This window comes from Snodgrassella sp. ESL0253 (genome assembly GCF_013344965.1).
Classification (GTDB): domain Bacteria; phylum Pseudomonadota; class Gammaproteobacteria; order Burkholderiales; family Neisseriaceae; genus Snodgrassella; species Snodgrassella alvi_B.
Genome location: NZ_JAAEDQ010000003.1, coordinates 17019 through 43885, shown reverse-complemented (window position 1 = coordinate 43885; position 26867 = coordinate 17019). Strand labels below are relative to the sequence as shown.

The window sequence follows — 26867 nt, the reverse complement described above, 5'->3', positions numbered from 1 at the left end:
CTTAACTTATCCAAACAGCCCGGTATGCCATTGCTTTGTCTTTCAGGTATAAAGTAATGGCATACCGGGCTGATATGCGGGATTGGTTTGAATACCTTCAACCTAATTTGTTAATAATGTCACTTATTCGTGCCACATAAATTTTAACCGTTTCAATATCGCCGCGCGGAATTTCATCCACACTGGCGTCGGCTGGTGTCTGTACCAGAGCACCAACAGAACCGCCAAGTGTATTGACATCATTACGTTGTGCATTTTTGGTATTTGCCGGCAACAGCCCCAGACTTACCCAGATACCACCATGCTGTGCCGCCAGAGTTTGCATCCAGATTAGGGTTACCTGCTTATCGCCGTTAAAACTGGCGCTATTGGTAAATCCGCCAAATACTTTATCCTGCCAGGCGCGCTGTGCCCATAATGCCGAGGTGGCATCGGCAAATTTCTTGAATTGCCATGGTACATTGCCCATATAAGTAGGAGCTGCAAAAATAATCCCTTTGGCAGTATGCAGCTGTTGCCACTGATCATCATCCAGATCACCATTAGCATCAATTTCCACCAGTATTGCACCGGTATCTGCTGCCGCTGCTTCAGCTATTTTACGGGTATGGCCGTAACCGGAAAAAAACACAATTGCCAGTTTACTCATTTGTATATCCCTTATGTATGATTGATTAAGTACTAAAACAGCTTAAGCCGGCAAGTGCTGCTACGGCAAGAGCGTTTCAGGAAACAAAAATATCCATTATTGCCCAGCAGGAAACCATGAATATCCCAACGCAGAAATCTTCACATACCTGAAGACAGCTTATTTGATGCATTAAAAATGTTCAGCCTCACAGTCATATTTCATTGATTTATTGTATGCTTGATAACACGGTAAATAATTGTTAAACTGAATTAAATACAAAATCATCCCTAAATATTGGTATTCAGGTATGATAAATAATATGGCCGTCTGCCTTTATCGGCTTACAGATAATCAGCAGCAGCGGTAGCATACACATCAGGCAAAAAAACCATTTCCGGATAGTAATACATAACAGATTTTCTCAGAATCTGCCCGTAAATAGTCAGCCGACAGGGCAGTATCCGTGGTGTAACCCTTACTCATGAAAGGTAATAATATGGCGTACGCTAGTACCAATCCCTATACCGAGCAACAGGTAATGGCATTTCCTGATACCACCGATGTTGAACTGGAAGCAGCATTAAGTCGTGCTGATGCCGCTTTCCAACAGTGGAAAACCACCACATTTGCCCAGCGTGCATGTATTCTGCAAACCGCTGCCGACATTCTGCGTGCCAATATTGACGAATATGCCCGCCTGCTGACACTGGAAATGGGTAAGCTGTTTAGTGAAGCCAAAGCAGAAACTGAGCTGTCTGCGCAGATTTTCGAATATTATGCAGTTAATGCCGAGCGTCAGCTACAGCCGGAAGTTTTGCCGGTTACTTCCAATAAAGGTAATCGTGCCCGCATCGAATTTGCTCCGCAGGGCATTATCTTGGCGGTAGAGCCGTGGAATTTCCCGTATTACCAGATAGCCCGTATTGCCGCGCCACAACTGGCTGCCGGTAATGTTGTTGTGCTGAAACATGCTTCAAATGTTCCCCAGTGTGCCGCTAAAATGGCTGCCATGCTCTCACAGGCCGGATTGATGGATGGTGCCTTTCAGAACCTCTTTCCAACCCATGCCCAATTGGCCAAAATCATTGCCGACCCGCGCGTACGCGGCGTGGCCTTAACCGGTTCGGAAGGTGCTGGTGCGATTGTGGCTGCACAGGCAGGCGCGGCATTGAAAAAATGCACGCTGGAACTGGGTGGCGCTGATGCCTTTATCGTACTCAATGATGCCGATATCGAAAAAGCCGCTAAATGGGCAGTGTTTGGCCGTCACTGGAATGCCGGACAGGTATGTGTGAGTGCCAAGCGTATTATCGTGGAAGATGGCGTATACGACCGCTTCCTGAAACTGTATCGTGAGGGTATCCAGCAACTGCGCATGGGTGACCCGATGGATGCTGCCACGACATTAGCGCCATTGTCTTCCCGCTCCGCCGTTACAGGCCTGCAACAGCAACTGGACGAGGCAGTTAAACTGGGTGCGCATGCCGAAGAAATTGCGCTGGCCATGCCTGCGCAGGGCTGTTTTTTCCGGCCGGTTATCCTGACTAATATTCAGCAGGATAATCCAGCACGACACTGGGAATTCTTTGGCCCGGTTTCTTCCGTGTATCGAGCCAAAGACGCTGCCCACGCCATTGAAATTGCCAACGATACCCCTTATGGCCTTGGCGGTTCCATCTTTACCGCAGACGAAGAACGCGGTGCTCAACTGGCACAGCAGATTGATACCGGCATGGTATTTATCAATCACCCCACCATGGTGAAAGCCGATTTACCCTTTGGTGGCGTAAAACGTTCCGGCTTCGGACGTGAATTGCTGGATTTGGGCTTAAAAGAATTTGTTAATGCCAAACTGGTAAGCATTGCCGATATCGACGCTGAATTCTAAGCAGCGCACAATAATGTAACAGGGTGGCCAAATGGCCACCCTGTTATTTGTATCTTATCTTCAGACAAATTTCTCCCCTTTCTCTAATGCCATAGCAACGATAAACAGCCTGTTGCCATCAATACCGCCAAGGGTTCACTAAGCTGGCGTTACCCAAAATGCCCCCGAATTTGCTGCGCAGGATTATCAGTTGTAGCAAATAAATCTAATTAACACGAGCTAATGTCCATACGCTCAGAAAAAACAGCGCACCAATACCAGAATCAGGCATAATTTCTGTATTGGCAGCGCAGATGCTGCAAAAGAGCGTAAGAAGTACATAAAAATGTGGTGGTTGTTACAGAATTAGGTACAATCGCCGCTTTTACCATTGCAGAGGCTTAACCATGTCTGAATCAACCCCAATCTGCCCACAATGCGCCAGCGAACAGAATTACTTTGATGGCACCTTTACTGTCTGCCTTGAATGTGGACATGAATGGGATGCTGCCAGTACTACCAGCACACAGGAGCTGAATGTTAAAGACAGTAACGGCAATCCGCTGGCCAATGGCGATGATGTTATCCTGATTAAAGACCTCAAACTCAAAGGCAGCAGCACCGTGCTGAAAAAAGGCGCCAAAGCCAAAGGTATCCGTCTGGTTGAAGGCGACCACGAAATTGATTGCAAAGTAGATGGCATGAAAATCATGCTTAAAGCGTGTTTTGTGAAAAAAGCCTGAGTAACAGCTTAGAGAAATAATGGCCAGTCTGTCTGCTTAGTCATACTTGCAGATGGGCTGGCCAGTTTTTTCTGGTTGTGGATAAGTATAGTTATCCACAATCTGGCTGGTTACGGTTTATTTATCCGCAGTGAGCAAACCCGGGTCAACCACTGTATAAACACAGTTATCCAGTGCAGCAGCGCTGATTCTTTGCATAATCACATTTGCCAGCTCCGCACGGTGAATATAACCATGTATTTCCTGCTGATAAAAGCATTTTCCTGTACCGGTAACTGCACCATTAACCAAACCACCGGGGCGCAGAATTTCATAATTCAGCGTACTGGTTTGCAGCCATACTTCTGCCAGAGATTTTTCCCGTACTGAATGTCCGAAAGCCTTTTTTGCCCGTGCTGACATCGTAGCCCATGAATCACCGCAGCCCAGAGAAGTAACCAGCAGCATCTGCTTGATACCACAGTGTTCGGCCGTATCAATAATCAGCCGCTGTGCCAGATAGTGTGCACCTGCCGAGCCGCCTAATGTCGATACAATCACCGCATGGTTACCAGCCAGCTCGCAGGCTTTCTTGACACTGAATTCGTCAGTGGCATCGCCAACCACCGTTGCTACCCCTTGCTGGCTTAACTGTCGGGCAAAATCCGCGTCCCGTACCAGCGCAACACAGCGCCACTGCAATGGCTGCTGCAACGCCAGTTGCAGTACCTGATAGCCCGTACCCATTTTCGGGCTTACCCCAAACAACAATAAAGTTTTCATCAGCTTTTCCTCAGACAGCACCAAAGCGTTGTGCCAGACTGCTTAACCGCTCTGCTTTTAGCGGCCGCTTTTTATCACGGCCAGCAAAAATCTTGAACATAATCTCACCTTGCCAGTTTAGAAAAATAATTGCAGCCGTGACCATAAGCATAAAACTGCACTCAACAAAAGCAATATATACAGTTTTGCGTGCAGATATGCCCGCTGAACCCCTGATTATGTTGCAGATTAAAATAACCGGCACCTTTTTTCCTGCTGGCAACGCACTGGAAAATCCCACAATAATATTCACCGTATGCAGCAGAAAAGTCATTTCATTCCCAGTCTGCACTTCCTGCCACACTGCATTAAACTGGCTGCCATCAATGATAACTGCATCCGCTATTGCCTGAATGAGCTCGGCCATCATAGCCTGATACGGCATGGCCATCTGCATCTAGTTTATTTTACCAGCCATCTATCCTGAAACAGCAAGCCAGAACAGGCTGCATCAAAACGGCTCAGCTCCCATGATTGTATAGCGCAGATATCAATGAAAAGCTGCAAAAATTAAATAATAATTATTATATGATAATAGTTTTATGGCAGGTCATCCAACAATATTCAGTTTATTGATGCACACCAACGAACATAAAAACGCCAGAAATCTGCCTGAACGAAAGCAATCATTGGGCTAAGTCTATTCTGAGGTTATAAGCATGTAGATGAAGGATTTGCCCGCTAGACAAATCTGGACTCAGGTCTGCCAAAACAGCTAAACTACATTAATAAAATCAGGTATTTTTTTAACATAAAGTGATAGTATATCTATCCACCGTTTCGCGCCGGCATTGGGGTGAGCGTATATTGTTGATATGATCGTCTGGACTATCCATGCAAGAAACACAATCAGCACAACAGATTACCGGCCTGTTACTTGGCACCGCCGTAGGCGATGCCATAGGGCTGGCACGGGAAGGACTGGCACCCAAACGAGCCTCTCGTTTGTTTGGTAACCAAATTCAGCATAGCCTGATAGTTACACCATGGGGCAGGGCAGGCTTGTGCAGTGATGATACCGAGCACGCAGTCATGGTGGCGCAGAGCCTGCTAAGCGGTCACCAGAATGCCGATGATTTCAGCCGCCAACTGGCAAGCCGGCTACGGCGCTGGTTTCTTACCTTACCAGCCGGTTTGGGTATGGCTACCCTTAAAGCCTGTAGCAAATTATGTCTGGGCATCAGTCCGGCCAAAAGCGGTATTCGCTCCGCCGGTAATGGCGCAGCTATGCGTGCCCCTGTGATTGGCTGGTTTTTTGCCGATAATCCAGCCACCATGCGCGAAATAGTCCGCGCAGCCACCATCATCACCCATACTGACCCACGGGCAGAAGAGGGCGCATGGGTTATCGCCATGGCCGCCAGACAGGCCAGCCGGCAACAACCACCAGCCCCGATTGACAGCTTTTTTGCCGACATCATGCCCAGCCTGAACGGCCGGCAACTGATCAGCCAATTACAACTGGCACAGCAAAAACTACAACAACAGGCCGAACTCAGCGACTACCTACAGGCCTTGCAGCTAGAGAAAAAAGGCATTACCGGCTACATCAACAACACCGTGCCTGCCGTAATCTACGCGTGGCTGCGCTACTATGGCAGCTATGAACAAACCATCAGCGCACTGATACACGCCGGCGGCGATACCGATACCACTGCCGCCATCGCTGGTGCGCTTGCCGGTATTCAGTTGGGCGAGGCAGGCATTCCAGCACAGTGGCTAGCGGGTGTGAAAGAGTGGCCGATGAGTATCGACTACCTGCGCAAACTGTCCAGCGCGCTGGCCACCAGAAAACACCACCCCGAACAAACCATTACCCTGCGCCAACCCGGCTACCTCCCCATACTGGGCAGAAACCTGCTGTTTTTCTGTATCATTATGCTGCATGGGTTCAGACGGCTGCTACCGCCGTATTAAGCAGAAACAGCAAAATACTCAGGATAATAAAAAACAGGTCGATAAACTTATAAACACTGTTTAGGATTAGTATTTTCTTTAACACCATTCGGGCAATAACCTACATTCTGCCCCAGTTTTACCACCACCACATCTTTTATCTGCAAAATACTGCCTTTCTGCGGCCAGATAGGTGCTGCATATACTGCATTTAAATCCGATTTAATCTCATCATAGGGTGCGGGCACAATATTAGCTATTTCTGCCTTATTCATAAATGCAGAAATTCTGCCAGAATTGCCATGATCCCAGTTAAGAAATGAAGCACCGAACATATCTGAATTTTTGGGTCGATTTACCCGTTTGATATCCAGCGCGCCAAAGAAATAGACTTTTACTGGCGATTCCAAAGATACATTCAATTCTGTAGCTATATCGTTGACAATAGCAGAAGCCAGCCGGTAATCTTTTTTGTAGGCAATATAGTCAGCATAAAAAAGATTACTCACCGTGGCCATACCGTACAGAAATGAAAAAGCCGCTATAGCCCATAAATATTTATTTTTTCTGATTAATCCTAGTAAGAAAAATGACTGTAGACTGGCATAAGATCCAACCTTATAATACTTCTAGAAAATTTTGCCAAAGTCTTTTGTCGTACTGGATTCATCTTTGTCGAAAATAGGTTCATTTAAATAGCTTTGAACAAGTTGAAAAATTTGTTTTACTTTTTCAGGTTGTTGAGTTGTAAAACCTATAGGTAATGTAACGTCATAATGATCTAGTTGCGCATGATAACAAACTACAGCAAAGTGATCTTCTAATACAATGATTTCAGTATTATCATTTAAAAAACCGTCTTTGAAAGCATAAATAGAGTTTTTTACATTGCTATTATCATTATAGGATAACCAGAATCTTTTTGTATTTTTTAACTTAGATTTTTCCAATGGCAGATAAAGACGGAAATCATATAAATGATGCTTTTGTTTATTTATATTGTAAAATTCATTTTGATTAAAAGAAACTATTTGATCTAGACATTTTTGTTGCGCTCCCCAATATATATTTTCTACTCCTAACCAGAATAGTTTTTTGGGTGATTGTGGAATATTTTTTCTAAGTTTCTCTAATGATTCCATTAAATGCTCATGGATGATTTTCTGATGATAGGTTTGTCCCACGAAATAGTTTTTTTGCAGTGATTTTTGTTTAATGGTATTAAATTGTTCAAAATTAAAATTAGGAGTGATGATTGTTAAAGTTTCAGAATCTTCTAAATCATTCATACTTTTGATAAGTTCTTTTAAATTATTGGTTCTTTTATATTTTTCTAATGTATCAGTCACTTGTTGGACTATTTTTTCACTATGATTTACATGTTGAATATCATTTCGGAATAATTGATTCCCAGTATGTTTATCCAAAGAAAAAAATTGTGTGAAACGAAAATATTTATGGCTAAGTACTTCTATGCCATCAATTTTATACAGTTGCCCATTATTATTAAGCAGTTTAATCTTACCTTCTTCTTTCAACTCAATAAACTGCTGCTGAAAATTATGTTCTGCATACTTTGAACTGAAAGCTAATATATTTGAAGGAATGTTTAAATTAATAGCATTTTTTTTATCACTTGTATATTTTTTTTCGATAAAGTTTTCATTTAGTAATTCCATATACATTTCAATTTCTTCTGTGCGTAAATCAACTAATCTTGGTTCAGTACTACTGTATTTGAATAATTTCTTACCTGCTGTAGTTAATCCAATATTTCCATCAGCAAGGTATTCAATCCAGTTTCTATTAGCCAAATCATTTAATGCATTTTCTGTTTCATATTGAGAGAATTCGAAATATGTAGCAATTTGCTCTGGGCGACAAGGGCACAATACAAGTAAACGTAAAAAATATTCTCGCACAAAAGATAATCTCTTATCATCACTGTAGGAAAAAGTGATGTGAAAACGTGGAGCCTTTATAACAAAATCAATCTGATTATAAATTAAGCTATTTTTTTGTTCTTTCATTTTTTTCCTCGGTGATTAATAATTATTGGTTTTGGCTTGAATGATTGAATATGCCAATTTATCTTTACTGGATTCCATCATAGCCAGCACTTTACCTAAAGGCAAATGGGTATTTTTTCCACGCCACATAGCTGTAGCGCCTACGATTATCAGTCTATCCATAGCACGTGAAAGAGCAACATTAATGCGATTGGGTAATTTTAAAAAACCTGTGCTGTGGGTTTTGTCATGGCGAGTAATCGATAACATAATAATGCGATTTTCTTTACCCTGATAACTATCTACTGTGTCAATTTTAACCAGTTGTCTGAATTGGTCACTCCATTTTTTCTCATTAAATTTTTTGCGAATTAAGTTTTTTTGTTCGCTATACATACAAATAATACCAATTACAGCCTCTCGTTTTTCTAGACAATCCTGTATGATATTACTTTGAATAAAATCTTCATTCATGGCCAGATATTGAAGATGCTGAATGATTAAATCTGCTTCTGTTTCATTAATAAGGCTGCCATGCTCGTCTTTTTCCTGATGATAGGAATTTGGTAAATTACTCGTATCCAGCCAAGTAACACAGCTGGAAAAATGTTGATGAACGAATGAATAAACATCTGGTATTTCTTTAGCTAATCTGCCATTTTCTAATTTTCCTTCATAAAAACACTCAGATATCAGATTGCCAATTGCTGGCGCCATGCGATATTGAGTTTTTAAAGTTGCGCAAGTATGTTGGCCATAAGGCGATTCAAATACACGTTCAAAATCACTGCCTAAAATTCGTTCGAATTCTTCTTCGCTATCTGAAATACCAAGATGTCGTGCCAAAGCTCGTTTATGCTCTTCTGAGTACAATGGTGGTAACTGTTTATGGTCACCTACAAGTAAAATGCGTTTAGCCGATTGCATGGCTATAGCCAATTCACTGGATATTGATCGTGCTGCTTCATCTATAATTACCCAATCATAGATATTTTTATCAATCTCGATATTGCCTTGTCCAATGCCAACACAGGTTCCAACTACTAGCTGACGAGAACGGGCAAGAAATTCATCATAATTAACTCTTTCGTTTGATAGCGCCTGCTGCATAGACCAAGTTAAATTGATTAAATTTTCAGCTTGAGTTGATGATTTAGGCTGAATACAAAAGTGTTCATCAAGTTTATTGATTAGAGTCGGCAAAATTTTATCTACAATGGTTTTATCTACTGTAATTTTCTCGGTATAAATATTTTTATTATTATCAGTAAAATCTTCGATTGCGGAACAAATATGCTGAGTAATTCTATTACATAGACGTTTATATTCATCTATATCATCACTTTTTCTGGAACTAGATTCTTTTAGACGATTAAGGCGTTGAACCTGTCCTTCGATGTCCAATTGTAATTCAGTTCGCAATTTTAAATAATCTTCAGGTATACCAAGTGTTTGCCCAATTTCACAGATGCGTTTTATTTGTGAGGCTTGAAGTATCTCACGTTGCGCAATAACTAGATTCTGGGAAAATACATCTTGTAATTCAGCGGAAACAGCAGACTCACGGTTACTGAACCGAACAATACTGATATTTTTTTCCAGACGTTGACAGTGCTTGCGAATTCTTTCAGCAGCGGTATTAACTGCCTCATGAGATTGACTGACTAGTAAAATTTTTTGTACGCTTTGTTGTGTAAAAAGAAAGTGTACAAATGCGGCAATAAATTCAGTTTTGCCTGTTCCAGGAGGGCCTTGCAATAAAGATAAAGGGCCATTTTGTAATAGTTTGGTGAAAGCATCTCGTTGGGCATTATTCAACCTAATAATTCCGCCATGTCCATTATCACGTTCATAAAGTCGGAATTCTTCTTCACCTATTTTAATATTATAACTTGTACTTGGGATGGTGCAATCAGCCTCGAAATATTCTGGTAATTGATTGATGACACTCTCTCCATTCAGAATCCGCTCCACCGCTTTTTTTCGCCGTCTCAGAGAAGCGGCTGTTTGATTATTTTGCAGATACAAAATTGGATTATTTTTTAATATATGAGTGTTTTTTGGTTCTTCATTAAAGCATAGATAATTTGAGGTACTGAATTGTAGATTGAGTAAGCCTATAGAAAATTCTCTATTTTGGGAGTCTTTGACTATCACTGTTATTCTATCATCTTTGCGAAAATGATCTAATACCTGTTCATTTCTGCCTGTTTCATAGAAAAGTAACCATTGTTTATTATTGTGATCAACTTCTATTTTGGGAGATGTTTTATTGTCAGCCTGATTATTTTTAAATTCCATCGCCGCTATCACATATGGCAAAGAATCAGTTTCTTTATTTATTATTGCTGTCCATAGATTTCTGGTGCTTAACTGCTGCCTTGTATCAGCATTGAAAGTAGGGTTAACTGATAACTCTTCTATAGCCTCTGTCGGATTTATTGAATCACTAGTTAAAGAGGTAGTTGAATTTGGTTGTTTTAGATCAATCTGTGTTTGTTCGAATGTAGATAATACTTGGGTAAATGCAGGCCAATTGAGTAAAGTTTTGGATAAATTTTCTAATTCATAATTTTCATCTCCTAAAATATTTAGACCAAAAGGTATACTTAAATTGCTGTCTTTCTTTATCTTAGAAGTTAGTTCTTGTTTTTCTTTTGGCCGAAACGCATAATCGAAATTATTAGTAGCTAAGTTAAATACGGTTTTAAAAGATCCCCCAATGCCAAAGAATTCAATATAGATTTTGTTTTTTATATCATTCTTATATTTGTTAAAACTAACGAATAATTCATTTTCTTCTGGAAAAATCTGAAGAGTATGATTATCTTGATTTTTTCCTTTAACATCAATAAATTCAATATCTTTTTTGGGTTGTAATGCTTTTTTAAATCGTTCCAGTGATATAAACCCTGTTTCTCTATCTGAGCATTCAAGCTTAATTACTTTAGCAATTTCTGAAAATTGAACGGAATCTTCTCCCCATATTATATTTAGCAATTCACACGCCATACGCATAACAGCAAAATTATCCCGTTCTCGCTCACTGGCTTCTTCAGCAGTAGGTGGTGAATAATAATAATTCAGGTTACTTTTACCGTTGGGGGTATAATCGACTAAATCAAGTAAATACAATTTAGCATTGCTATTACTATCAACGGAAATCTTAATGTTTTTTGGATGTAAATCGCCATGATATATATTTAAACCATGCAGGTGTTCAATAGCTTGTATCAGTTTATAAATTATTTCATATTTATGGTTTAGTTCGAGATTTTCTTGTTGTAGTTCTTCCCACGTGTAACCTTTGATATAGTCACTTACTATAAACAAGCTACATGTTTTGGCTGCAATACCAAACTCATGAATTGTTGGTAAATAGTCAGGAGCAAGGTTTTTTAAGAAGGAGATGCGCTCTAAAAATGTCCATACAATCTGAGCTGCTGCATTATTGTTTTGATACTGGATATTTAGCCATGCTTTTACTACCTTTCCATTGGAAAGGTAAACTTCTTTATCAGAAGCATCTACTAAATAGTCTTTGTCTGTATCCAACGGATATTCAAGATTATGATGATAAGGATGTTTGTAATAATCTAATTTGCTTTCATCAAAGGTAAAATTGTATTTCTGTTTAGGAATTTTTTTATCAAAGGCATCAAAAAATGCTTTGCCATCTGTAAAAGGATGTTCTGATAAGGCTTCTCTGAAAATATCTGCATACCAATCATTATTAGTTTTAATTTCTTCTGCAAATATTTTGATATTATTGGAAGAAATGCTTTTAGCATTGATAATATGCCATGCCAAGACTGTAGCAGAGCGTATATCCTGAACATAAGAAGTAGGCTTGGTTATGGGAAAATACTCAAACGCTAAATCTTTTATGCCTGAAACTGATAAAATGTCTCTAATATTGCCAATAGTACCTTTTTTAGGGTAATAAGCCGAAATAAAATTGGAGAAAGTAATCTTTTTGGCATCCGTTATCCAGATACTGTGATAATTAATATCACGGTGAGCAATTTTTATTTTATGCAAATTGGATAATTTTTTCAGCAATAAATAGACTATTTGCAGTCTTTCTTCTTTATTTAATTTATTAGCATTTTGTTCGATAAATATATTAAAACTTCTATTTGAAGGTGAATAACTGAATATATCAGTGTATTGTGCTGTAATGTCCTCTTTTATCGGTGGTAATTTGTGACTGAGACAACTATTAAATAAATCTTCATCAGCGATTTTAATATATTCTAAAACATCATATTCATGTCTTACTATGCTATATCTGCCATCTGGTGTTTTAGCGGAATTATCATTTATCCGATTAAAATCCCAGCGGCGAATCAAAGCTAAATCGGTCTTGATCTCTTCTGAGTGTGCTAAATACTCTTTATAAAGATGATTGGGGTGTACAAACAAAGCATCTTCTTCAGCTATATATCCACTTTTGCGGTATGGTTTGGGTGATTTTGTTTTTTCTTTAAAAAATTCTTTAGCTAAATCAGCAGGGTCGATAAAAGATGTTTTATCTTTGAGGACAAATTTTTTTCTGAATTCTTCTTCATCTTTTAATTTCAAAAAGTTTTCCAACTGCATGACATGGTTTCTTTCAGCTTCTGGTAATTTGGTAAAAGTTGCCTTTCCAGTCATGATTACTAAATAATCTACATAAATATATGAATATTCATTGTGAAATTTTTCTTTAATCTTTTGAAGTTTATCCCTAATGAAATAGGTTTTATTACGGGTAACAGTAACGGGTGAATTGCCCATATCTCTATCATTCAGATACCAATGACCACCTTTATTAGTTATTTCGCCATGCCAATCTTTTAATTCGATAACAAGTATATTGCAATGAGTGAATATTAGTAGATCGAATTCATAATCCTTTTTACGATCAGCAAGCCTAAAACCTGCATAACCTTTCCAAGGGAAAATAGAATTGGTTTGTTGATGCAAGGCTGTAAAATCCTTACATTTTACCGTTGAGGATGACTTTTTTTCATCGTCTATAAAATTTTGTTCTATGCTTGTAATGGCATTTATTTCATGGAGTGCTAAGCCTTCAGGACAAATTTCAATCCATTTTTTTGGGTCTATCATTTACTTTTCTCTACTTAATTGCATGACTTGTTATTTATTATTATATAACTGATATAAATTAAATATTGCGTAAATAAATATGTATAAAATTATTTTTGGCTTTGGCTAATCATTTCTAATTATGTGTTTAGTCATATAGATCCTTGTTATTTAATTTTTATAATACTTTCAATTATGTATAAAAATATAATTTATAAATTAATCTTAAAAGATAATTATTTGCTTTGTAGAATGTTCTGATTTTTTGATTAATTTGAGTCATTTTTACTACAGTTTCGCTTATTTTTTATAAGAAATTTTAATCTTGAAATTTATTTTGATTTGACTGAGGTAAGAAGCCAGGTTTTATAAAGGGAAAGCTTTTAATAAACAAATAAGATTGAGCAGTCTATTGCTGCCTAATCTTATTTGTTTGGAATTAGAAATTTAAGTGAAATTGTTTGATCTAAATATTAAAGCGAAGCTAGTTTTAATTTTCAAGTTTAATAATATTTTTTACTCCACTGTCACCGATTTCGCCAGATTGCGCGGTTTATCCACATCGGTGCCGCGTGCCAGTGCGGTGTGGTAGGCCAATAGCTGTACTGGTATGGTGTGGACGATTGGGGAGAGTACGCCCATATGGCGCGGGGTGCGGATGATGTGGACGCCTGCGCCGGCGGTGAATTCGCTGTCAAGGTCGGTGAAGACGAAGAGTTCGCCGCCGCGTGCCGCTACTTCCTGCATGTTGGCTTTGACTTTTTCCAGCAGGCTGTCGTTGGGCGCAATGACGACGACGGGCATGTTCTGGTCTACCAGTGCCAGCGGGCCGTGCTTGAGTTCGCCGGCGGGATAGGCTTCGGCATGGATATAGGTGATTTCTTTGAGTTTCAGTGCGCCTTCAAGGGCGATGGGGTAGTGGATGCCGCGACCAAGGAAGAGGGCGTTGTTTTTGGCAGCAAACTGGTTTGCCCAACTGGCGATTTGCGGTTCGAGGTTGAGTACGTGCTGTACGCTGCCGGGCAGCAGGCGCAGTTCGCTGGTGTATTGTTCTTCTTCTGCGGGGGTAACCAGCTCACGCATTTTGCCCAGTGTAACAGCTAAGCCAAATAAGGCCACTAGCTGGGTGGTAAAGGCTTTGGTGGAGGCTACGCCGATTTCGGCACCGGCACGAGTATACAGTACCAACTCGCTTTCACGCGGCAAGGCTGATTCCATGACGTTGCAGATGGACAGGCTGTGCTGTATGCCAAGTGATTTGGCGTATTTGAGTGCTTCCATGGTGTCGAGGGTTTCGCCGGACTGGGAGATGGTGATGACCAGTTGCTCGGAGTCGGCGATGACTTTGCGGTAGCGGTATTCGCTGGCAATTTCGACATCGGTGGGTATCTGGGCGATGGCTTCGAGCCAGTAGCGCGCGGTAAGGGCGGCATAGTAGGAGGTGCCGCAGGCAAGGATTTTGATGCTGCGGATGCGCTCGAAGATGCTGGCGGCGCTGGCACCAAAGTTTTCTGGCTCAAAGCCGCCAACGAGAAATACTTCGGCGGTGTCGGTGATGGCTTTGGGCTGTTCGTGGATTTCTTTCTGCATGAAGTGGCTGTATAGCCCCAGTTCGAGAGAGGCTAGTGACAGCTCGGACATTTTGATTTCGCGCTCTGCCGGCTGGTTGTGTTTGTCGCGCAGGGTGTCGATGCCTTGCGTGGATAGCTGGACGATATCGCCATCTTCGAGGAAGACGACACGGCGGGTATAGGCGATAACGGCGGAGACGTCGGAGGCGATAAAGCTTTCGTTTTCACCCAGCGCTACCAACAGGGGGCAGCCCATGCGTGCAGCGATGAGCTGGTCGGGGTTGTCTTTGGCGATAACGCCGATGGCGTAGGCACCCTGAAAGCGTTGGCACGCGGTCTGTACGGCCTGAAACAGGTTGCCGCTGCTGGTGTGGGTGTATTCGTAATGAATGCTGTGGGCGATGATTTCGGTATCGGTTTGTGAGGTGAATTCATAGCCTAGTGCTTGAAGGCGGCTGCGTTCGGTTTCGAAGTTTTCGATGATGCCATTGTGGACGATGGCAATCTGGTCGTTGGAGATATGCGGGTGAGCGTTGGGCTCGGTAACGCCACCGTGGGTAGCCCAGCGGGTATGGCCGATGCCAAGGCAGCCTTTGAGGCCGGCGGCCTGAGCGGCTTCTTCCATGAGTTTGACGCGGCCGACGCGGCGTACGCGTTCGATGCCGTCTGGTGTCCATACGGCGATGCCTGAGGAGTCATAACCGCGATATTCCAGCCGTTCAAGACCGCTGGTAAGAAATTCTACTACGTTATCCTGAGCGCGAATGGCGCCGACTATACCACACATGGTTTATCCTTTTGCTACAGGCAGGTTGAGTGGTGCGGATGCGGGGTTATGGTCAGACGGGGCTTATGCTGTTGCTGGTGATGGATAGATGCAGCGGTGGTAGCCTGTCTGATGCGCATCGCGGTGCCTGTTGATGCTGTTTCCATTTTGTTTGAGAAGATGATTGTAATGGAAATGGCGGGTTTGCACAGTAGTGTTTGTTAATGGCGGCTGGTGCCGAGGGGGGTGTTTGACTGTACTGATGGTTTGTGGTGCTGGGTGTTTTGGGTAAATTATTTTTATTTATCAATTATATTGTTTTTTGTGCTGCTGGTGCTGGCCGGTATTTGCTCCGGCTGTATGTTATTGGTATTGATTTATGCTGTCACTTTACTAATGTGTTTTGACTTAAATATGGGGTGTTCAGGCACTGCGATTAATCGGGTTGATGGGGATGGTTGTGCGTGGGCTGGTGACGGCCTGATAGATTTTTTTTACGCCGTCAGGGCAGGCAAAGCAGTCGCTGCATTTGTTCTGGCTACAGGCTGGCTGGCTGGGGGTAAGCTGGCGGATGGTGCCTTTTCTAAGCCAGAAAGCGAGCATTTGCTCCATGGCGCTTTCCTGTACCTGAAAATGGCGCGCTAAATCCTGTAGGCTGGCTTGTCCGATGGTGAGGAGGTAATCGCGAATGGCGGTGATAAGCATGTTCTGGTAATCCTCGGCGGGTGTGAGTTGGTGGGTGGTTTCTGTTGGTTGGACTATTGAATGCAAACAGATAGTGGTGATATGGGAAATATCACTATCTGTTTGGGTAAAAATATCCATACTATTGCAAACACATTAATGGATATAAACCAGCGTTGCTAACATTTGGCTGACAATGGACAAGTTGGTAGTAGCTTGCGCAGAAAAGGCTATTCAAAAAAAGCGTGTCAGGAGCATGTACAAGAGAGGCAAGTCGAGCTTGATATTTAAAATTAAGCTTTAAAATGATATTTACGTATAAGTAAAGCAAGGCTAGATAAAGCTATCGCTTAGTGCCTTGTGAGGGGAGGCCTCTCAACCCTCTGGCCACATTTAAATTGTTGGTAACTTTGTGCAGCAAAAAAGAGGTTACTTCAGGCTGGCCACTGTTGAGATACCACCTAGATCACAATAAAAGCCTTTTGTAGCCGGAACGGCATTATGACAAAACAAAAAAGAGATAAAAAAACTGATTATTAGGTTAATAAGGGAGGAATTTGATGATTTGCAAGCTAGAAAAATACGCTCAGAATTGATTAGAGCGGTGGCGGGTATCGGGAACAATCTAAACCAGATAGCCCGAAACATTAACGGAGTTGTTAAGGTTGGTGCCCTGAACCAGTTAGATGCCCTTACTATCATTACCCATCTGGCAGCCACAGACCGGGCATTAAATGTCGTTCGTGGCTATCTTGAATGCTGATTATGATTGTTCAGTTTTTTAATCGAGGGAACGGTGGCGGAGCTGAATCCGTTAATTATTTGCTGGGGCGTGACCGCAGCAGGGAGGGCACTAAGCTATTGCGAGGTAATGCCGATGAGTAGGTAGTGTCTGTCAGATTAAGTTTAAGCTAGTACAGCTAAACAACGAAAAAAATACAAACGGGCTTTTTCTTAGCTGTACTAGCTCATCATTATTCTTGTTCTACATGCTTTTCTGTACAAGGAGGAAAGCACCAGGTTAATTGTTCTTTAACCTCCTCAAGTGCATTAGAGAAATCAGTTGTTTGTAGATATGATGGCCTCAATTCAGGATTTAAGCTATAAACAAGAGCAGATATATTAGAAATATTGTGTATAGCCTCAGCACATAGCCTAACAGTTATATCTGGGAAAAATTGATGTTCATGGCGAAGAGCAAATGCAAAAGCATTTATTGCCTGCATAAGCTCATCAGCTTTTTTTTCAATCTCGATCAACTGTGTTTCTTGTTTATTCATAATCCATTACCAATGATGATTCGCGGCACCTTCTGGTAAGTCAAAAATTCCATTTTGGCCTTGGCCATACCTAAATGCTGCATAGCATTGATGATAGGCTATATATAGTGATTAATTTTGAACACCGTTCAAAATCAAATCTTCAATATCAAATGCCGCTGTTGGGTTCTTCCGGAAGATTAGCGCATAATGATGTTTAAGTCAGCTCATGCCTTATCTGTCCATTTGACTTGCATTTTTCAGCTCAGTTAGTAACTCGGTTCGGCGACGCGAAGCACTGGTAATTACTTTATTATGTGTATGCCATGTTTTGCTTTTCAGTGCAGCCTCAACTTTTTAGTTAGCCACTGGCTATAGTCATCGGCCTGCTGTTGAGTGTCAATCTGTTTGATAGTTGGTAAAAATAGTTTGCTATTTAGTGGCAGCCGTTGTTTGTGCTGCGCAGGCTGGTTTTTATAGTTAGCTGGCTGGTCTGCCACCGGCTGCCGATGAGTTTCATGGCGCAGACGATGATGCTGAAGAGGCTGGCTACGCCGCCAATCCAGTAGGGGGCGCTGCTGCTGTGGCTGAGCTGGTGATACTGATAATAGATGGTGGCGCAGCTCCAGCCGGTGAGAAATGTCCAGCCGGCGACAAACAGCATCCAGCGCGCGCCTGCTTCGCGGTAGATGGTGCCAAGGGCGGCGGCGCACGGGGTGTACAGCAGGATGAATATGAGGTAGGCCATGGCTGCGGTACTGCTGCCAAAGGAGGCTTCCAGTTTGGTAATGGTTCTGGCGCTGATGTCCATATCCTGCTGTATGCTGTTGGCACTCTGATCTAGTGCGCTGAAGCCAAGGGGGTCGAGGAAGGAGCTGGCCAGTTCTTTAATGTTGGCGGGAATGGTTTGCAGGGCTTTGATGACGCCGGCTTGCAGATTGAAGTGTTCTTCGCCGCCATCTTCTTCTGCTTTCATGGAGTACAGGGAGTTGAGGGTGGCAATAACGGCTTCTTTGGCAAAGATGCCGGTAAATATGCCTACGGTAGCCGGCCAGTTGTGTTCGCTGATGCCCATGGGGGCAAATACGGGGGTGATTTTCTGGCTGGCTACAGACAGGACAGACTGGCTGCTGTCGTTGTGGCCGAAGGAGCCATCGCTGCCGAGGGAGTTGAGCAGGCTGAGGATGGTTACCATGAGGACGATGGCCTGTCCGGCGCGGAAGATAAAGCCTTTGAGGCGTGACCATGTGAGGTAGAGCATACCGCGCAGGGTAGGCAGGCGGTAGGCGGGCATTTCCATGATGAATGGGGTTATGGCGCCCGGCAGCAGGGTGTGTTTGAGGATGAGGCCAGTGAGGATGGCCACGCCAATGCCGAGCAGATAAAGGATAAATACGACGGTGGAGGCGTTGTGGGGGAAGAAGATAACGGCAAAGAGGGTATATACCGGTAGTCTGGCACCACAGGACATGAAGGGAATCATGCTGATGGACATGAGGCGGTCGCGGGTGCTGTCGAGGGTGCGTGTGCCCATGATGGCAGGCACGCCGCAGCCGAAGCCTACCAGCATGGGTACGAAAGCTTTGCCCGGCAGGCCGATGGCGCGCATGCCTCTGTCGACTACCATGGCGGCACGCGCCAGATAGCCGGAATCTTCGAGAAACGACAGGCACAGGAACATGGCGGCGATAACGGGAATAAAGGTGGCGACGGTCTGTATCCCGCTGCCGATGCCATTGGCGAGGATGGCAATCAGCCACTCTGGTGCGCTGATTTTGGTAAGCAGGGCGGAAAAGCCATCGACAAATATGGTACCGAAAAGGATGTCAAAAAAGTCGATGAATACGGAGCCGAATTTCACTGCTACCATGAACATGAGGTACATGATGAGCAGGAAAAACGGGATGCCGCTGTAGCGCCCAAGGGTGATGCGGTCGATTTTGTCTGACAGCGACAGGTTGGCTTCGCGTGGTTTTTCGATAATGCTACGGCTTAGCTGGTCGATGGCATCGTAACGGGCGCTGGCCAGTGCGATGTCGATTTCGTGGTTGCACCAGTCGGACAGGGCATCGCGGCACTGTTGCAAGGTGTGGTTTTCTGCTTCGCTGAGGGGGATGGGATTTTGTTTGAGTAGCAGTTCAATCAGTGCCCACTGGTCGAGCTGGTGAACGGCGCTGTCTGCGGGCAGTTGTGCCAGATGGTTGCGGATGATGCTGCTGTATTTGCTGCCAAGGGTGTCGAATTGCGGGTTAGCCGGTACGGGATGGGTAATGGCTGCGGTTATGGCCTGTTGCAGTTCGGACAGGCCGGTTTTTTTGGCGGCAGAAATGGCGATAACCGGACAGCCGAGCTGCTGGGTAAGGGTGCTGATGTTGATGTTTTCGCCTATGTTGTGCAGGGCGTCCATCATGTTGAGTACCACCAGCATAGGCCGTTTCAGGTCGAGAAGCTGAAAGGTGAGGTAGAGGCTGCGTTGCAGGTTGGTGGCGTCGATGATGTTGATAATCAGGGTGTCGGGTTCGTTGAGGACGAATTCGCGCGCTATCATTTCGTCCTGTGAGGCGGCTATGTCGAGGTTTTCGATGGCATAGGTGCCGGGCAGGTCGACGATTTCAATTGGTTGCTGGTTTATCTGGATGCTGCCGGTTTTGCGCTCGACGGTGACGCCCGGCCAGTTACCTACTTGCTGGCGAGAGCCGGTGAGGGTGTTGAAGAGGGTGCTTTTGCCGCTGTTGGGATTACCAATTAATGCAATTTTCATTGTGTTACCTCAACTACGCTAATGGCTTTTGCTTCGCTACGCCGCAGACATAGGTAGAAACCACGGGTTTTGATTTCCAGTGGGTCGCCCATGGGGGCGGTGCGGATAACGGTGACGTGGCTGCCGGGGGTGATGCCCATAGCTAACAGGCGGCGGCGAAATGGCATGGATTCAGGCAATAGGCGGGTAATGACTGCCGGTTGCCCAAACGGTAGTTGATCGAGGGTAAGTGTTGACACTGCGCTAAACCTTAGGAAATAGGTATTGTGTTGTTGTTTTTAGTGGGAATCATTTTTATTGTGCATGATATTACTTTTGCTTGTTAATTTGCATGCATGGATGGCTAAGGGAAGCTGCGCTGTTAGGAATTTGTGTCAAGTTTTTGGTAATTGGTGTGATTATTATGTAGTTTATAATCTGGGTATGTTTAAGTTTGTGGTGACTATGTAATTTTGAGCAGGATGATGCAGCGGCTGTGTGTGCTAATTTACTGTGAATGCTGGTTAAAAGTGGGTGCGGCAGATGGTTTTCAACCCGTTATGCGGCTGCGGCATGACGGGTTGATGGCGCGGGTAAGGGCTGGTTTATTCTTTGGCCGGTTTTTCTGGGCGCTGCCATTCTGGCAGGGTGGTCTGGCGGCTGCGTGCCAGTGTCAGTTTGTCGGCCGGACAGTTTCTGCTCAGAGTGCTGCCTGCGCCAGTGGTGGCACGGTCACCGATGGTGATGGGCGCAACCAGCATGTTACCGGAGCCGATGCGTACCTGATTGCCGATGATGGTGCGGTATTTGTTGACGCCATCGTAGTTGCAGGTGATGGTGCCGGCACCGATGTTGCTGTGTTCGCCGATGGTGGCATCGCCCAGATAGGTAAGGTGGTTGGCTTTGCTGCCATAGCCGATGTTGCTGTTTTTAACTTCGACAAAGTTGCCGATGTGTACGGCATCGCCAATCTGTGCCTGTGGACGCAGACGGGCAAATGGGCCAATCTGGGCGTTGCTGCCAATGATGCAGTTATCCAGATGGGAGTTGGGGTGAATGGTGGTACCAGCGCCGATGATGGCGTTTTTAATCACGCAGTTGGCACCAATGGTAACGTTGTCGCCCAGTTCTATCTTGCCTTCGAGCACGACGTTGACGTCGATAACTACGTCCTGCCCGTGGGTGAGCTGGCCGCGTAAATCAAAACGTGCCGGGTCGCGCAGGGTAACGCCGGCCTGAAGCAGGGCGGTGGCCTGCTGCTGTTGCAGGATGCGTTCCAGTTGTGCCAGTTGCAGTTTGTTGTTTACACCTGCCGCCAGCCATGAAGCGCGTACTTGTAGCGGATGTACGGGGATGTTGTCCTGCTGTGCCAGTGCAATCACATCGGTGAGGTAGTATTCCTGCTGGGCGTTATGGTTTTGCAGGGCATTAAGCCATTGTGCCAGTTTGTGGTTGGGCAGTACAAAGATGCCGGTGTTGGTTTCGCGGATGGCTTTTTCGGCGGTGCTGGCATCTTTTTCTTCGATAATGGCTACAACGTGGCCCTGTTTACGAATGATGCGGCCGTAGCCGGTGGGGTTGTCGAGCACATCGGTCAGCAGGCCAATATCTTCACCGGCGGTGCTGAGTAAGTCTTGTAAGGTTTGCTGGTCAATCAGGGGTACGTCGCCATACAGAATCAGGGTACGCCCGCTGCTGTCCAGATGAGGCAGTGCCATTTTTACCGCATGGCCAGTGCCTAGCTGCTGGTTTTGCTCAACCCAGTGCACATCTGCCTGAATGCGTTGCCGCACCAGTTCTTTACCATGGCCGATGACGACGCTGATGTTGTCGGGGTGGAGGCTCTGGGCAGTGTGGATAACGCGCTCCAGCATGCTGATGCCACCGATTTCATGCAGCACTTTGGGCTGGCGGGAGTACATGCGGGTGCCTTTGCCGGCAGCGAGGATAACGATATTAAGGGGTGTAGTAGGCATAAATCAGTATGTATTAGATGTATAAACGGGCTGCCAGAATTTATGTCTGATTCCGGCAGCCCTGTGTATGGGTGTATATGGATTATTCGGCACTGTTGTCTGTGTTTGACCAGTGGGTATGTGCCGGCAGTTTTTCGTTGGCATCACCTACGCTGGGTTTCATGACATGAGGTTCGGGACGCATGCTGTTGTAACGCATGTTGTGCGAGTAGGTACCATCCTGATATACCACTCGTGTACCCGGCTCGTATTTCTGGCGTAGTCTGGTCTGGCCGGTGGCATCCTGATAGGTTTCCCATGTACAGCCACTGAGAGCCAGTAAACCGCATAATAAACAGATTCCCGCACGCATGGCGTTGTCCTTTGTGGTTGGTGATTTATATCTGTTATTGTAGAGAATTTGTGTGCTGGCGTATAGCGTTTCACAGTAGGTCTGAGGCGATGCGCAGCAGGCCGGACATGTCTGAGGCTGTGGCATCGGTTTCAGGGGTGGGATGGCTGTGCTTTCCATACCATACGGTACGCATACCCAGTGTATGTGCGGTTTTCAGGTTGGCCAGACTATCGTCTACCATAATACATTGCTGTGGCTGGATATGCAGTTGCCGGCACAGGTTGTGGTAGGCTTGGGGGTGAGGTTTGTAGTGCAGTTCAATGTTGTCTGTGCCAAGCAGGGCATGGAAGTGTGGCTGGATTTGCATGGCACTGACCAGTGCCTGTACATAATGGCTGGGGCCATTGGAAAAAACTACTTTGTGTCCGGGCAGGTGTGCCAATGTGTACTGTAGCTGTGGCATGGGCTGTAGCAGAGGCAGAATCTGTGCCAGTGGATGACAGGCAAGCAGAAAGTCGTGCAGGTTTATTTGGGAATGGTGCAGTCTGAGCCCCGCCAGTGTGGCGCCGTAATCCTGCCAGTATTGCTGGCGCAGTTGTGAGGCTGCTGCGCTATCCATGTGCAGGTTAGTAGCCAGATAGGCTGTCATGTGCTGATTGATAATGCTGAAGATGCCTGCATCCGCCTGATGCAGTGTATTGTCAAGGTCGAATAGCCAGTAATGGGTTGTCATGATTTGTAAGTTGGCGTCAGGTTTGTACTATGTACACGTAAAACAGGTATGATTGTACACAGGATATAGATAATTTTAAGTGCAGGAGGCTGGGATGAAGGCAGGTAAGTGGTTAATCGGGACATTATGCATGCTGATGGCCGCATGGGCACAGGCGCAGCCTGAAGTACGTTTGGCAGTGCATGATTCTTTTGCTTTGCCGAAAAATGTTCTGGCTCAGTTTGAGCAGGATAATCAGGTTAAGTTAACTCTGATTAAGGTTGGCAGTGGCAATGAGATGCTCAATAAGCTGATTTTAACGCGTGCCAAACCGATTGCCGATGCGGTGTATGGTCTGGATAACAGTAATATCAGCAAGGCACAGCAGTTTAAGCTGTTTGCTGCCAGCCAGCCGGCCAGCCGCGCGGTAAACGTGGACTTGCCGCAGGTGCTGGCCGTGGATTATGGCTATATTGCTATTAATTATGATAAGGCCTGGTTCCAGAAACACAAGAAACCGTTACCGCGTTCGCTGGAAGAGCTGGCTAGCCCGGCTTACAAGGATTTGCTGGTGGTGCCTAGCCCGGCCACTTCAACGGTGGGGCTGGGGTTTCTGCTGGCCAATATTGGCGGCCTCGGTGAACAGGGCACGTGGCAGTGGTGGGCAAAAATGCGCCAGAACGGGGTGAAAGTGGCCAAGGGCTGGAGTGAGGCTTATTACACTGATTTCACGCTCAACGGCGGCAGCCGGCCGATGGTGGTGAGCTATGCTTCCAGTCCGGTAGCCGAGGTGTATTATGGTAAAGGCAAATACCAGACACCGCCAACTGGCGATTTGCGTTTTAAGGGTGCGGTATTCCGCCAGATTGAAGGTGCTGCGGTGCTGAATAATGCCAGTCAGCCGGTACTGGCGGCGAAGCTGGTGCAATATCTGCAAAGCAATCAGGTACAAAGTGCCATACCTACATCAATGTGGGTTTATCCGGCTGTGAAAGGGGTGACGCTGCCACCTGTATATGCACATATGAGTATTCCTACTATTGTTGCCCAACCGAGTATGGCTGATATGGCCGCAAAACAGCAAGGCTGGGTGAAACAGTGGGTGAAAGTGGTGCAACGCTAGGCAGATGTTGGGCGCTGCTCTGAAATAGGGCTGTTTGCCATTGCTAGATTCGGGAATAACAACAGGGCATGGTGGTGCCCTGTTTGATTGTATAAACGGTGAATTTAAAGGTAATGAACAGGTGCATATGAAGGTAAACGGCATTAAAGCAAACGCTGGTGGTATGGCGCAAAAAGTGCTGCTGGGAATGCTGTTACTGTTGCCGCTGCTGTTTTTACTGGCTGTGGTGCTGCTGCCGTTGTGGACGATGCTGCAACAAACGGATGCAGACAGTTTCCGTATGGTTTGGCAGGATGAGTATTTGCGCCGTTTACTGGGCTGGACAACTTGGCAGGCCGCTATCAGCAGCGGGCTGACTTTGTTGCTGGGTGTGCCGGTGGCGTGGGTGGTTACCCGTTTGCAGTTTGCTGGCCGAAGCTGGGTGTTGCGTTTGCTGATGCTGCCGTTTGTGATGCCGACGCTGGTGGCTGGTGTGGGTATTCTGGCACTGTTTGGGGCGCAGGGGCTGTTGTGGCGTGGCTGGGAAGAAACGCCGTGGTTATTGTTGTATGGGAATGTGTTTTTTAATCTGCCGGTGATGGTGCGTGCGGCCTATCAGGGCTTGTGTCAGGTACCGGCGACGCGTTTGTATGCAGCGCAGACTCTGGGTGCAGGGGTGTGGCAGCGTTTTGTTCGTGTTGAGTTGCCGCAGATGTTGCCGTGGCTGGCCGGTGGTATGTGCATGGTGTTTTTGTACTGTTTCTCTGGTTTTGGTTTGGCTTTATTGTTGGGGGGTGAGCGTTACATTACGCTGGAAGTGCAGATTTATCAGTTGATTGCCTATGAGCTGGATATGGCACAGGCCGGTGTGCTGGTGCTGTGGACGCTGGCAACGACTTTTCTGGCGGGTATTGCATATGCCTGTCTGAGTAAATATACGACACAAACGGCTATGGTGCAGATGCTGCCTGCGCAACAACCGACTGCACGGCAGAAACTGGCGCTATTGCTGGCTTTGCTGCTGTTGCTGAGTTGTTGTGTGCTGCCGCTGCTGGCAGTTGGCTGGCGTGCCGTGCTGGCAGGCAGTTCGTGGCTGGTATTGCTGGAAAGCACTACATGGCAGGCACTGCTGAATACTTTACGCTTTACTGTAATGGCGATGGTGTTAGCCCTGCTGCTGGGTTTTACGCATGCGGCATTGGCGCAGCGGCTGGTGTGGGTGCGCAGTCTGACATTTTTACCGTTTATGGTGTCGCCGGTGTGTGTGTCGTTTGGACTGTTGTTGTGCTACCCGGGCTGGACGGCATCATTAAGTATGCTGGTATGTACTTATGCGTTGCTCGCCTATCCGTTTATTACCAAGGATATACTGGCGGCGTGGGACAGTCTGCCGCGCAGTTATACACAGGCCGCGCGAACATTGGGAGCCAGTCGCATACAGGTGTTGCTGCATGTGATTTTGCCGTTGTTGCGGCCAGCCATGCAACGCGGGCTGGCACTGGCTGCGGCCACTTGTGTAGGGGAGTTTGCGGCCACGCTGTTTTTGTCGCGGCCTGAATGGCAGACGTTAACTACGCTGATTTATCATTATCTGAGCACAGCCGGCCGTGATAATTATGACCGTGCTATGGTGCTGACTTTACTGTTGATGTTGCTGGCAATGCTGATTTTTGCTTTGCTGGAGTGGAGTAAGGGCAGAAAGGAACAACGCATATGCTGAGCTGGCAACAGATTAATAAAAAGTTTGCTGATAAGGTGGTGGCAGCGGATTTAAGTTTGCAAGTGGCCGATGGTGAGCTGGTGGCGGTATTGGGTGAAAGCGGCAGTGGTAAATCAACTTTGCTGAATATGGCTGCCGGTCTGGTGAAGCCGGATAGCGGCAAGATATTGATTAATGATACAGATATTACTTTTTTACCGCCGGAACAGCGCCGTATCGGGCTGATGTTTCAGGATTATGCTTTATTGCCGCATCTGAATGTCTGGCAGAATGTGGCTTTTGGCCTGCGTATGCATGGGGTAAGTAAATCATGTGCCCGGCAGCAGGCACAGCAGCTTTTAACGGAAGTGGGGCTGGCTGAAGCAGCTACTCAGCCGGTAGGGCTGTTATCCGGCGGAGAACGGCAACGGGTAGCATTGGCGCGGGCATTGATTCTGCAACCGCAGGCATTGCTGCTGGATGAGCCTTTTTCAGCACTGGATACCACTCTGCGAGCCAGTTTGCAGCAATTAACCTTGCGTTTGCTACGCCAGCAGAAATGTCCGGCGGTGCTGGTTACTCATAGCCCGCAGGAAGCCTTTGCACTGGCCGATTGCATCTGTCTGCTCAGGCATGGCCGCTGGGTACAGCAGGGCAAGAAATCTGAATTACTGGCGCAGCCGGCAGATGCTTGGGCTGCGCGTCTGCTGGGCTGCGATAATGTCAGTGATGCCTGCTATATTCCGCAGAATGCGTTGCAATATGACCCGCAAAACGGGGTGCAGGTACAGGTAACAGAGGTGTGTTTAACGGCCAGATCGTATGATGTACAGCTGCTGCATCCGCAATATGGGGTATTGCGTTGGTGGCTGCCACTGCATCAGGCCGTGAATGCGGGTGACTGGCTGCCATTAACTGTACAACGCGAACGAATCGTTTTTTTCCAGTAATTCCCACGACTATTTATTCAGGCACGGATTTACTGA

General features: G+C 45.5%; 23 protein-coding genes. 8 read left to right on the top strand and 15 right to left on the bottom strand.

The window, feature by feature from the left end:
* Nucleotides 1–97: 97 nt before the first annotated feature.
* Nucleotides 98–649, bottom strand: coding sequence for a flavodoxin family protein (locus GYX26_RS03390; RefSeq protein ID WP_174828073.1), 552 nt, complete (start codon nt 647–649; stop codon nt 98–100).
* Between the two features lie 478 nt (nt 650–1127).
* Here GYX26_RS03390 and GYX26_RS03385 point away from each other — a divergent pair, with 478 nt between their 5' ends.
* On the top strand, nt 1128–2519 hold the full coding sequence (locus tag GYX26_RS03385; RefSeq protein ID WP_174828071.1) for an NAD-dependent succinate-semialdehyde dehydrogenase: 1392 nt from the start codon (nt 1128–1130) through the stop codon (nt 2517–2519).
* Between the two features lie 386 nt (nt 2520–2905).
* Entirely contained in the window at nt 2906–3241 is a 336-nt protein-coding gene (locus tag GYX26_RS03380) for a zinc ribbon domain-containing protein YjdM (protein ID WP_174828069.1), read from the top strand.
* A 117-nt stretch (nt 3242–3358) separates the two neighbouring features.
* On the opposite strand, the gene GYX26_RS03375 is transcribed toward GYX26_RS03380, so the two are convergent.
* Nucleotides 3359–4003 carry an NAD(P)H-binding protein gene (locus tag GYX26_RS03375; protein WP_174828067.1) on the bottom strand — a complete coding sequence of 215 codons (645 nt, stop codon included), beginning with the start codon at nt 4001–4003 and terminating at the stop codon, nt 3359–3361.
* Between the two features lie 10 nt (nt 4004–4013).
* Nucleotides 4014–4427 carry a ChuX/HutX family heme-like substrate-binding protein gene (locus GYX26_RS03370; RefSeq protein ID WP_174828065.1) on the bottom strand — a complete coding sequence of 138 codons (414 nt, stop codon included), beginning with the start codon at nt 4425–4427 and terminating at the stop codon, nt 4014–4016.
* Nucleotides 4428–4876: 449 nt separating this feature from the next.
* Here GYX26_RS03370 and GYX26_RS03365 point away from each other — a divergent pair, with 449 nt between their 5' ends.
* Nucleotides 4877–5959 carry an ADP-ribosylglycohydrolase family protein gene (locus tag GYX26_RS03365; protein WP_174828063.1) on the top strand — a complete coding sequence of 361 codons (1083 nt, stop codon included), beginning with the start codon at nt 4877–4879 and terminating at the stop codon, nt 5957–5959.
* Nucleotides 5960–6006: 47 nt separating this feature from the next.
* Here the strand turns inward: GYX26_RS03365 and GYX26_RS03360 are convergent, their stop codons facing one another.
* The 6 genes from GYX26_RS03360 to GYX26_RS03340 form a co-directional block, all read right to left on the bottom strand.
* Complete coding sequence (locus GYX26_RS03360; protein ID WP_174828062.1) at nt 6007–6447, bottom strand: hypothetical protein; 441 nt, start codon at nt 6445–6447, stop codon at nt 6007–6009.
* 120 nt (nt 6448–6567) lie between these two features.
* Entirely contained in the window at nt 6568–7968 is a 1401-nt protein-coding gene (locus GYX26_RS03355; protein ID WP_174828060.1) for a hypothetical protein, read from the bottom strand.
* Between the two features lie 15 nt (nt 7969–7983).
* Nucleotides 7984–13059 carry an AAA domain-containing protein gene (locus GYX26_RS03350; protein WP_174828058.1) on the bottom strand — a complete coding sequence of 1692 codons (5076 nt, stop codon included), beginning with the start codon at nt 13057–13059 and terminating at the stop codon, nt 7984–7986.
* A gap of 495 nt (nt 13060–13554) precedes the next feature.
* The gene (gene glmS, locus GYX26_RS03345; protein WP_174828056.1) at nt 13555–15396 is read right to left on the bottom strand and encodes a glutamine--fructose-6-phosphate transaminase (isomerizing); all 1842 of its coding nucleotides are present in this window, start codon (nt 15394–15396) and stop codon (nt 13555–13557) included.
* Nucleotides 15397–15410: 14 nt separating this feature from the next.
* Nucleotides 15411–15542: a hypothetical protein gene (locus GYX26_RS11535; protein WP_255453837.1), complete on the bottom strand. Its 132-nt coding sequence runs from the start codon at nt 15540–15542 to the stop codon at nt 15411–15413.
* A gap of 256 nt (nt 15543–15798) precedes the next feature.
* A complete protein-coding gene (locus tag GYX26_RS03340; protein WP_174828054.1) occupies nt 15799–16200 on the bottom strand; it encodes a FeoC-like transcriptional regulator in 402 nt (133 codons plus the stop codon).
* Between the two features lie 424 nt (nt 16201–16624).
* On the opposite strand from GYX26_RS03340, the gene mobC reads away from it, so the two are divergent.
* Together mobC and GYX26_RS11530 are read left to right on the top strand one after the other, a co-directional pair.
* Nucleotides 16625–16822 (top strand): plasmid mobilization relaxosome protein MobC, encoded by a 198-nt coding sequence (gene mobC / locus GYX26_RS03335; protein WP_194240686.1) that lies wholly within the window; start codon nt 16625–16627, stop codon nt 16820–16822.
* Complete coding sequence (locus GYX26_RS11530) at nt 16816–16944, top strand: hypothetical protein (protein ID WP_255453836.1); 129 nt, start codon at nt 16816–16818, stop codon at nt 16942–16944. Before mobC ends, GYX26_RS11530 begins: the two co-directional genes overlap by 7 nt.
* 89 nt (nt 16945–17033) lie before the next feature.
* Here the strand turns inward: GYX26_RS11530 and GYX26_RS03330 are convergent, their stop codons facing one another.
* The 6 genes from GYX26_RS03330 to GYX26_RS03305 all read right to left on the bottom strand — a co-directional run bounded on the left by GYX26_RS03330 (nt 17034) and on the right by GYX26_RS03305 (nt 23101).
* A complete protein-coding gene (locus tag GYX26_RS03330) occupies nt 17034–17339 on the bottom strand; it encodes a hypothetical protein (protein ID WP_174828053.1) in 306 nt (101 codons plus the stop codon).
* A gap of 415 nt (nt 17340–17754) precedes the next feature.
* Nucleotides 17755–20079 carry a Fe(2+) transporter permease subunit FeoB gene (feoB, locus tag GYX26_RS03325; RefSeq protein WP_174828051.1) on the bottom strand — a complete coding sequence of 775 codons (2325 nt, stop codon included), beginning with the start codon at nt 20077–20079 and terminating at the stop codon, nt 17755–17757.
* The gene (locus GYX26_RS03320) at nt 20076–20318 is read right to left on the bottom strand and encodes a FeoA domain-containing protein (protein WP_174828049.1); all 243 of its coding nucleotides are present in this window, start codon (nt 20316–20318) and stop codon (nt 20076–20078) included. The genes feoB and GYX26_RS03320 overlap by 4 nt, the downstream gene beginning before the upstream one ends.
* Nucleotides 20319–20663: 345 nt before the next feature.
* Nucleotides 20664–22034, bottom strand: coding sequence for a bifunctional UDP-N-acetylglucosamine diphosphorylase/glucosamine-1-phosphate N-acetyltransferase GlmU (glmU, locus tag GYX26_RS03315; protein WP_174828047.1), 1371 nt, complete (start codon nt 22032–22034; stop codon nt 20664–20666).
* Between the two features lie 82 nt (nt 22035–22116).
* Nucleotides 22117–22386: a spore cortex protein gene (locus GYX26_RS03310; RefSeq protein ID WP_100113107.1), complete on the bottom strand. Its 270-nt coding sequence runs from the start codon at nt 22384–22386 to the stop codon at nt 22117–22119.
* Between the two features lie 70 nt (nt 22387–22456).
* Nucleotides 22457–23101, bottom strand: coding sequence for a pyrimidine 5'-nucleotidase (locus tag GYX26_RS03305; protein ID WP_174828045.1), 645 nt, complete (start codon nt 23099–23101; stop codon nt 22457–22459).
* Between the two features lie 94 nt (nt 23102–23195).
* On the opposite strand from GYX26_RS03305, the gene GYX26_RS03300 reads away from it, so the two are divergent.
* The 3 genes from GYX26_RS03300 (at nt 23196) to GYX26_RS03290 (ending at nt 26831) form a co-directional block, all read left to right on the top strand.
* The gene (locus tag GYX26_RS03300; RefSeq protein WP_174828043.1) at nt 23196–24203 is read left to right on the top strand and encodes a thiamine ABC transporter substrate binding subunit; all 1008 of its coding nucleotides are present in this window, start codon (nt 23196–23198) and stop codon (nt 24201–24203) included.
* A gap of 163 nt (nt 24204–24366) precedes the next feature.
* Nucleotides 24367–25902, top strand: coding sequence for an iron ABC transporter permease (locus GYX26_RS03295; RefSeq protein ID WP_174828248.1), 1536 nt, complete (start codon nt 24367–24369; stop codon nt 25900–25902).
* Nucleotides 25896–26831, top strand: a complete 936-nt coding sequence (locus GYX26_RS03290) for an ABC transporter ATP-binding protein (protein WP_174828041.1) — start codon at nt 25896–25898, stop codon at nt 26829–26831. The genes GYX26_RS03295 and GYX26_RS03290 overlap by 7 nt, the downstream gene beginning before the upstream one ends.
* Nucleotides 26832–26867: the final 36 nt, after the last annotated feature.

Excerpts from the sequence above, each read along its gene's own strand:
- GYX26_RS03390 (WP_174828073.1), bottom strand. The coding sequence starts at position 649 with ATGAGTAAACTGGCAATTGTGTTTTTTTCCGGTTACGGCCATACCCGT.
- GYX26_RS03385 (WP_174828071.1), top strand. The coding sequence starts at position 1,128 with ATGGCGTACGCTAGTACCAATCCCTATACCGAGCAACAGGTAATGGCA.
- GYX26_RS03380 (WP_174828069.1), top strand. The coding sequence starts at position 2,906 with ATGTCTGAATCAACCCCAATCTGCCCACAATGCGCCAGCGAACAGAAT.
- GYX26_RS03375 (WP_174828067.1), bottom strand. The coding sequence starts at position 4,003 with ATGAAAACTTTATTGTTGTTTGGGGTAAGCCCGAAAATGGGTACGGGC.
- GYX26_RS03370 (WP_174828065.1), bottom strand. The coding sequence starts at position 4,427 with ATGCCGTATCAGGCTATGATGGCCGAGCTCATTCAGGCAATAGCGGAT.
- GYX26_RS03365 (WP_174828063.1), top strand. The coding sequence starts at position 4,877 with ATGCAAGAAACACAATCAGCACAACAGATTACCGGCCTGTTACTTGGC.
- GYX26_RS03355 (WP_174828060.1), bottom strand. The coding sequence starts at position 7,968 with ATGAAAGAACAAAAAAATAGCTTAATTTATAATCAGATTGATTTTGTT.
- GYX26_RS03350 (WP_174828058.1), bottom strand. The coding sequence starts at position 13,059 with ATGATAGACCCAAAAAAATGGATTGAAATTTGTCCTGAAGGCTTAGCA.
- glmS (WP_174828056.1), bottom strand. The coding sequence starts at position 15,396 with ATGTGTGGTATAGTCGGCGCCATTCGCGCTCAGGATAACGTAGTAGAA.
- GYX26_RS11535 (WP_255453837.1), bottom strand. The coding sequence starts at position 15,542 with ATGGAAACAGCATCAACAGGCACCGCGATGCGCATCAGACAGGCTACC.
- GYX26_RS03340 (WP_174828054.1), bottom strand. The coding sequence starts at position 16,200 with ATGGATATTTTTACCCAAACAGATAGTGATATTTCCCATATCACCACT.
- GYX26_RS11530 (WP_255453836.1), top strand. The coding sequence starts at position 16,816 with ATGCTGATTATGATTGTTCAGTTTTTTAATCGAGGGAACGGTGGCGGA.
- GYX26_RS03330 (WP_174828053.1), bottom strand. The coding sequence starts at position 17,339 with ATGAATAAACAAGAAACACAGTTGATCGAGATTGAAAAAAAAGCTGAT.
- feoB (WP_174828051.1), bottom strand. The coding sequence starts at position 20,079 with ATGAAAATTGCATTAATTGGTAATCCCAACAGCGGCAAAAGCACCCTC.
- glmU (WP_174828047.1), bottom strand. The coding sequence starts at position 22,034 with ATGCCTACTACACCCCTTAATATCGTTATCCTCGCTGCCGGCAAAGGC.
- GYX26_RS03310 (WP_100113107.1), bottom strand. The coding sequence starts at position 22,386 with ATGCGTGCGGGAATCTGTTTATTATGCGGTTTACTGGCTCTCAGTGGC.
- GYX26_RS03305 (WP_174828045.1), bottom strand. The coding sequence starts at position 23,101 with ATGACAACCCATTACTGGCTATTCGACCTTGACAATACACTGCATCAG.
- GYX26_RS03300 (WP_174828043.1), top strand. The coding sequence starts at position 23,196 with ATGAAGGCAGGTAAGTGGTTAATCGGGACATTATGCATGCTGATGGCC.
- GYX26_RS03295 (WP_174828248.1), top strand. The coding sequence starts at position 24,367 with ATGGCGCAAAAAGTGCTGCTGGGAATGCTGTTACTGTTGCCGCTGCTG.
- GYX26_RS03290 (WP_174828041.1), top strand. The coding sequence starts at position 25,896 with ATGCTGAGCTGGCAACAGATTAATAAAAAGTTTGCTGATAAGGTGGTG.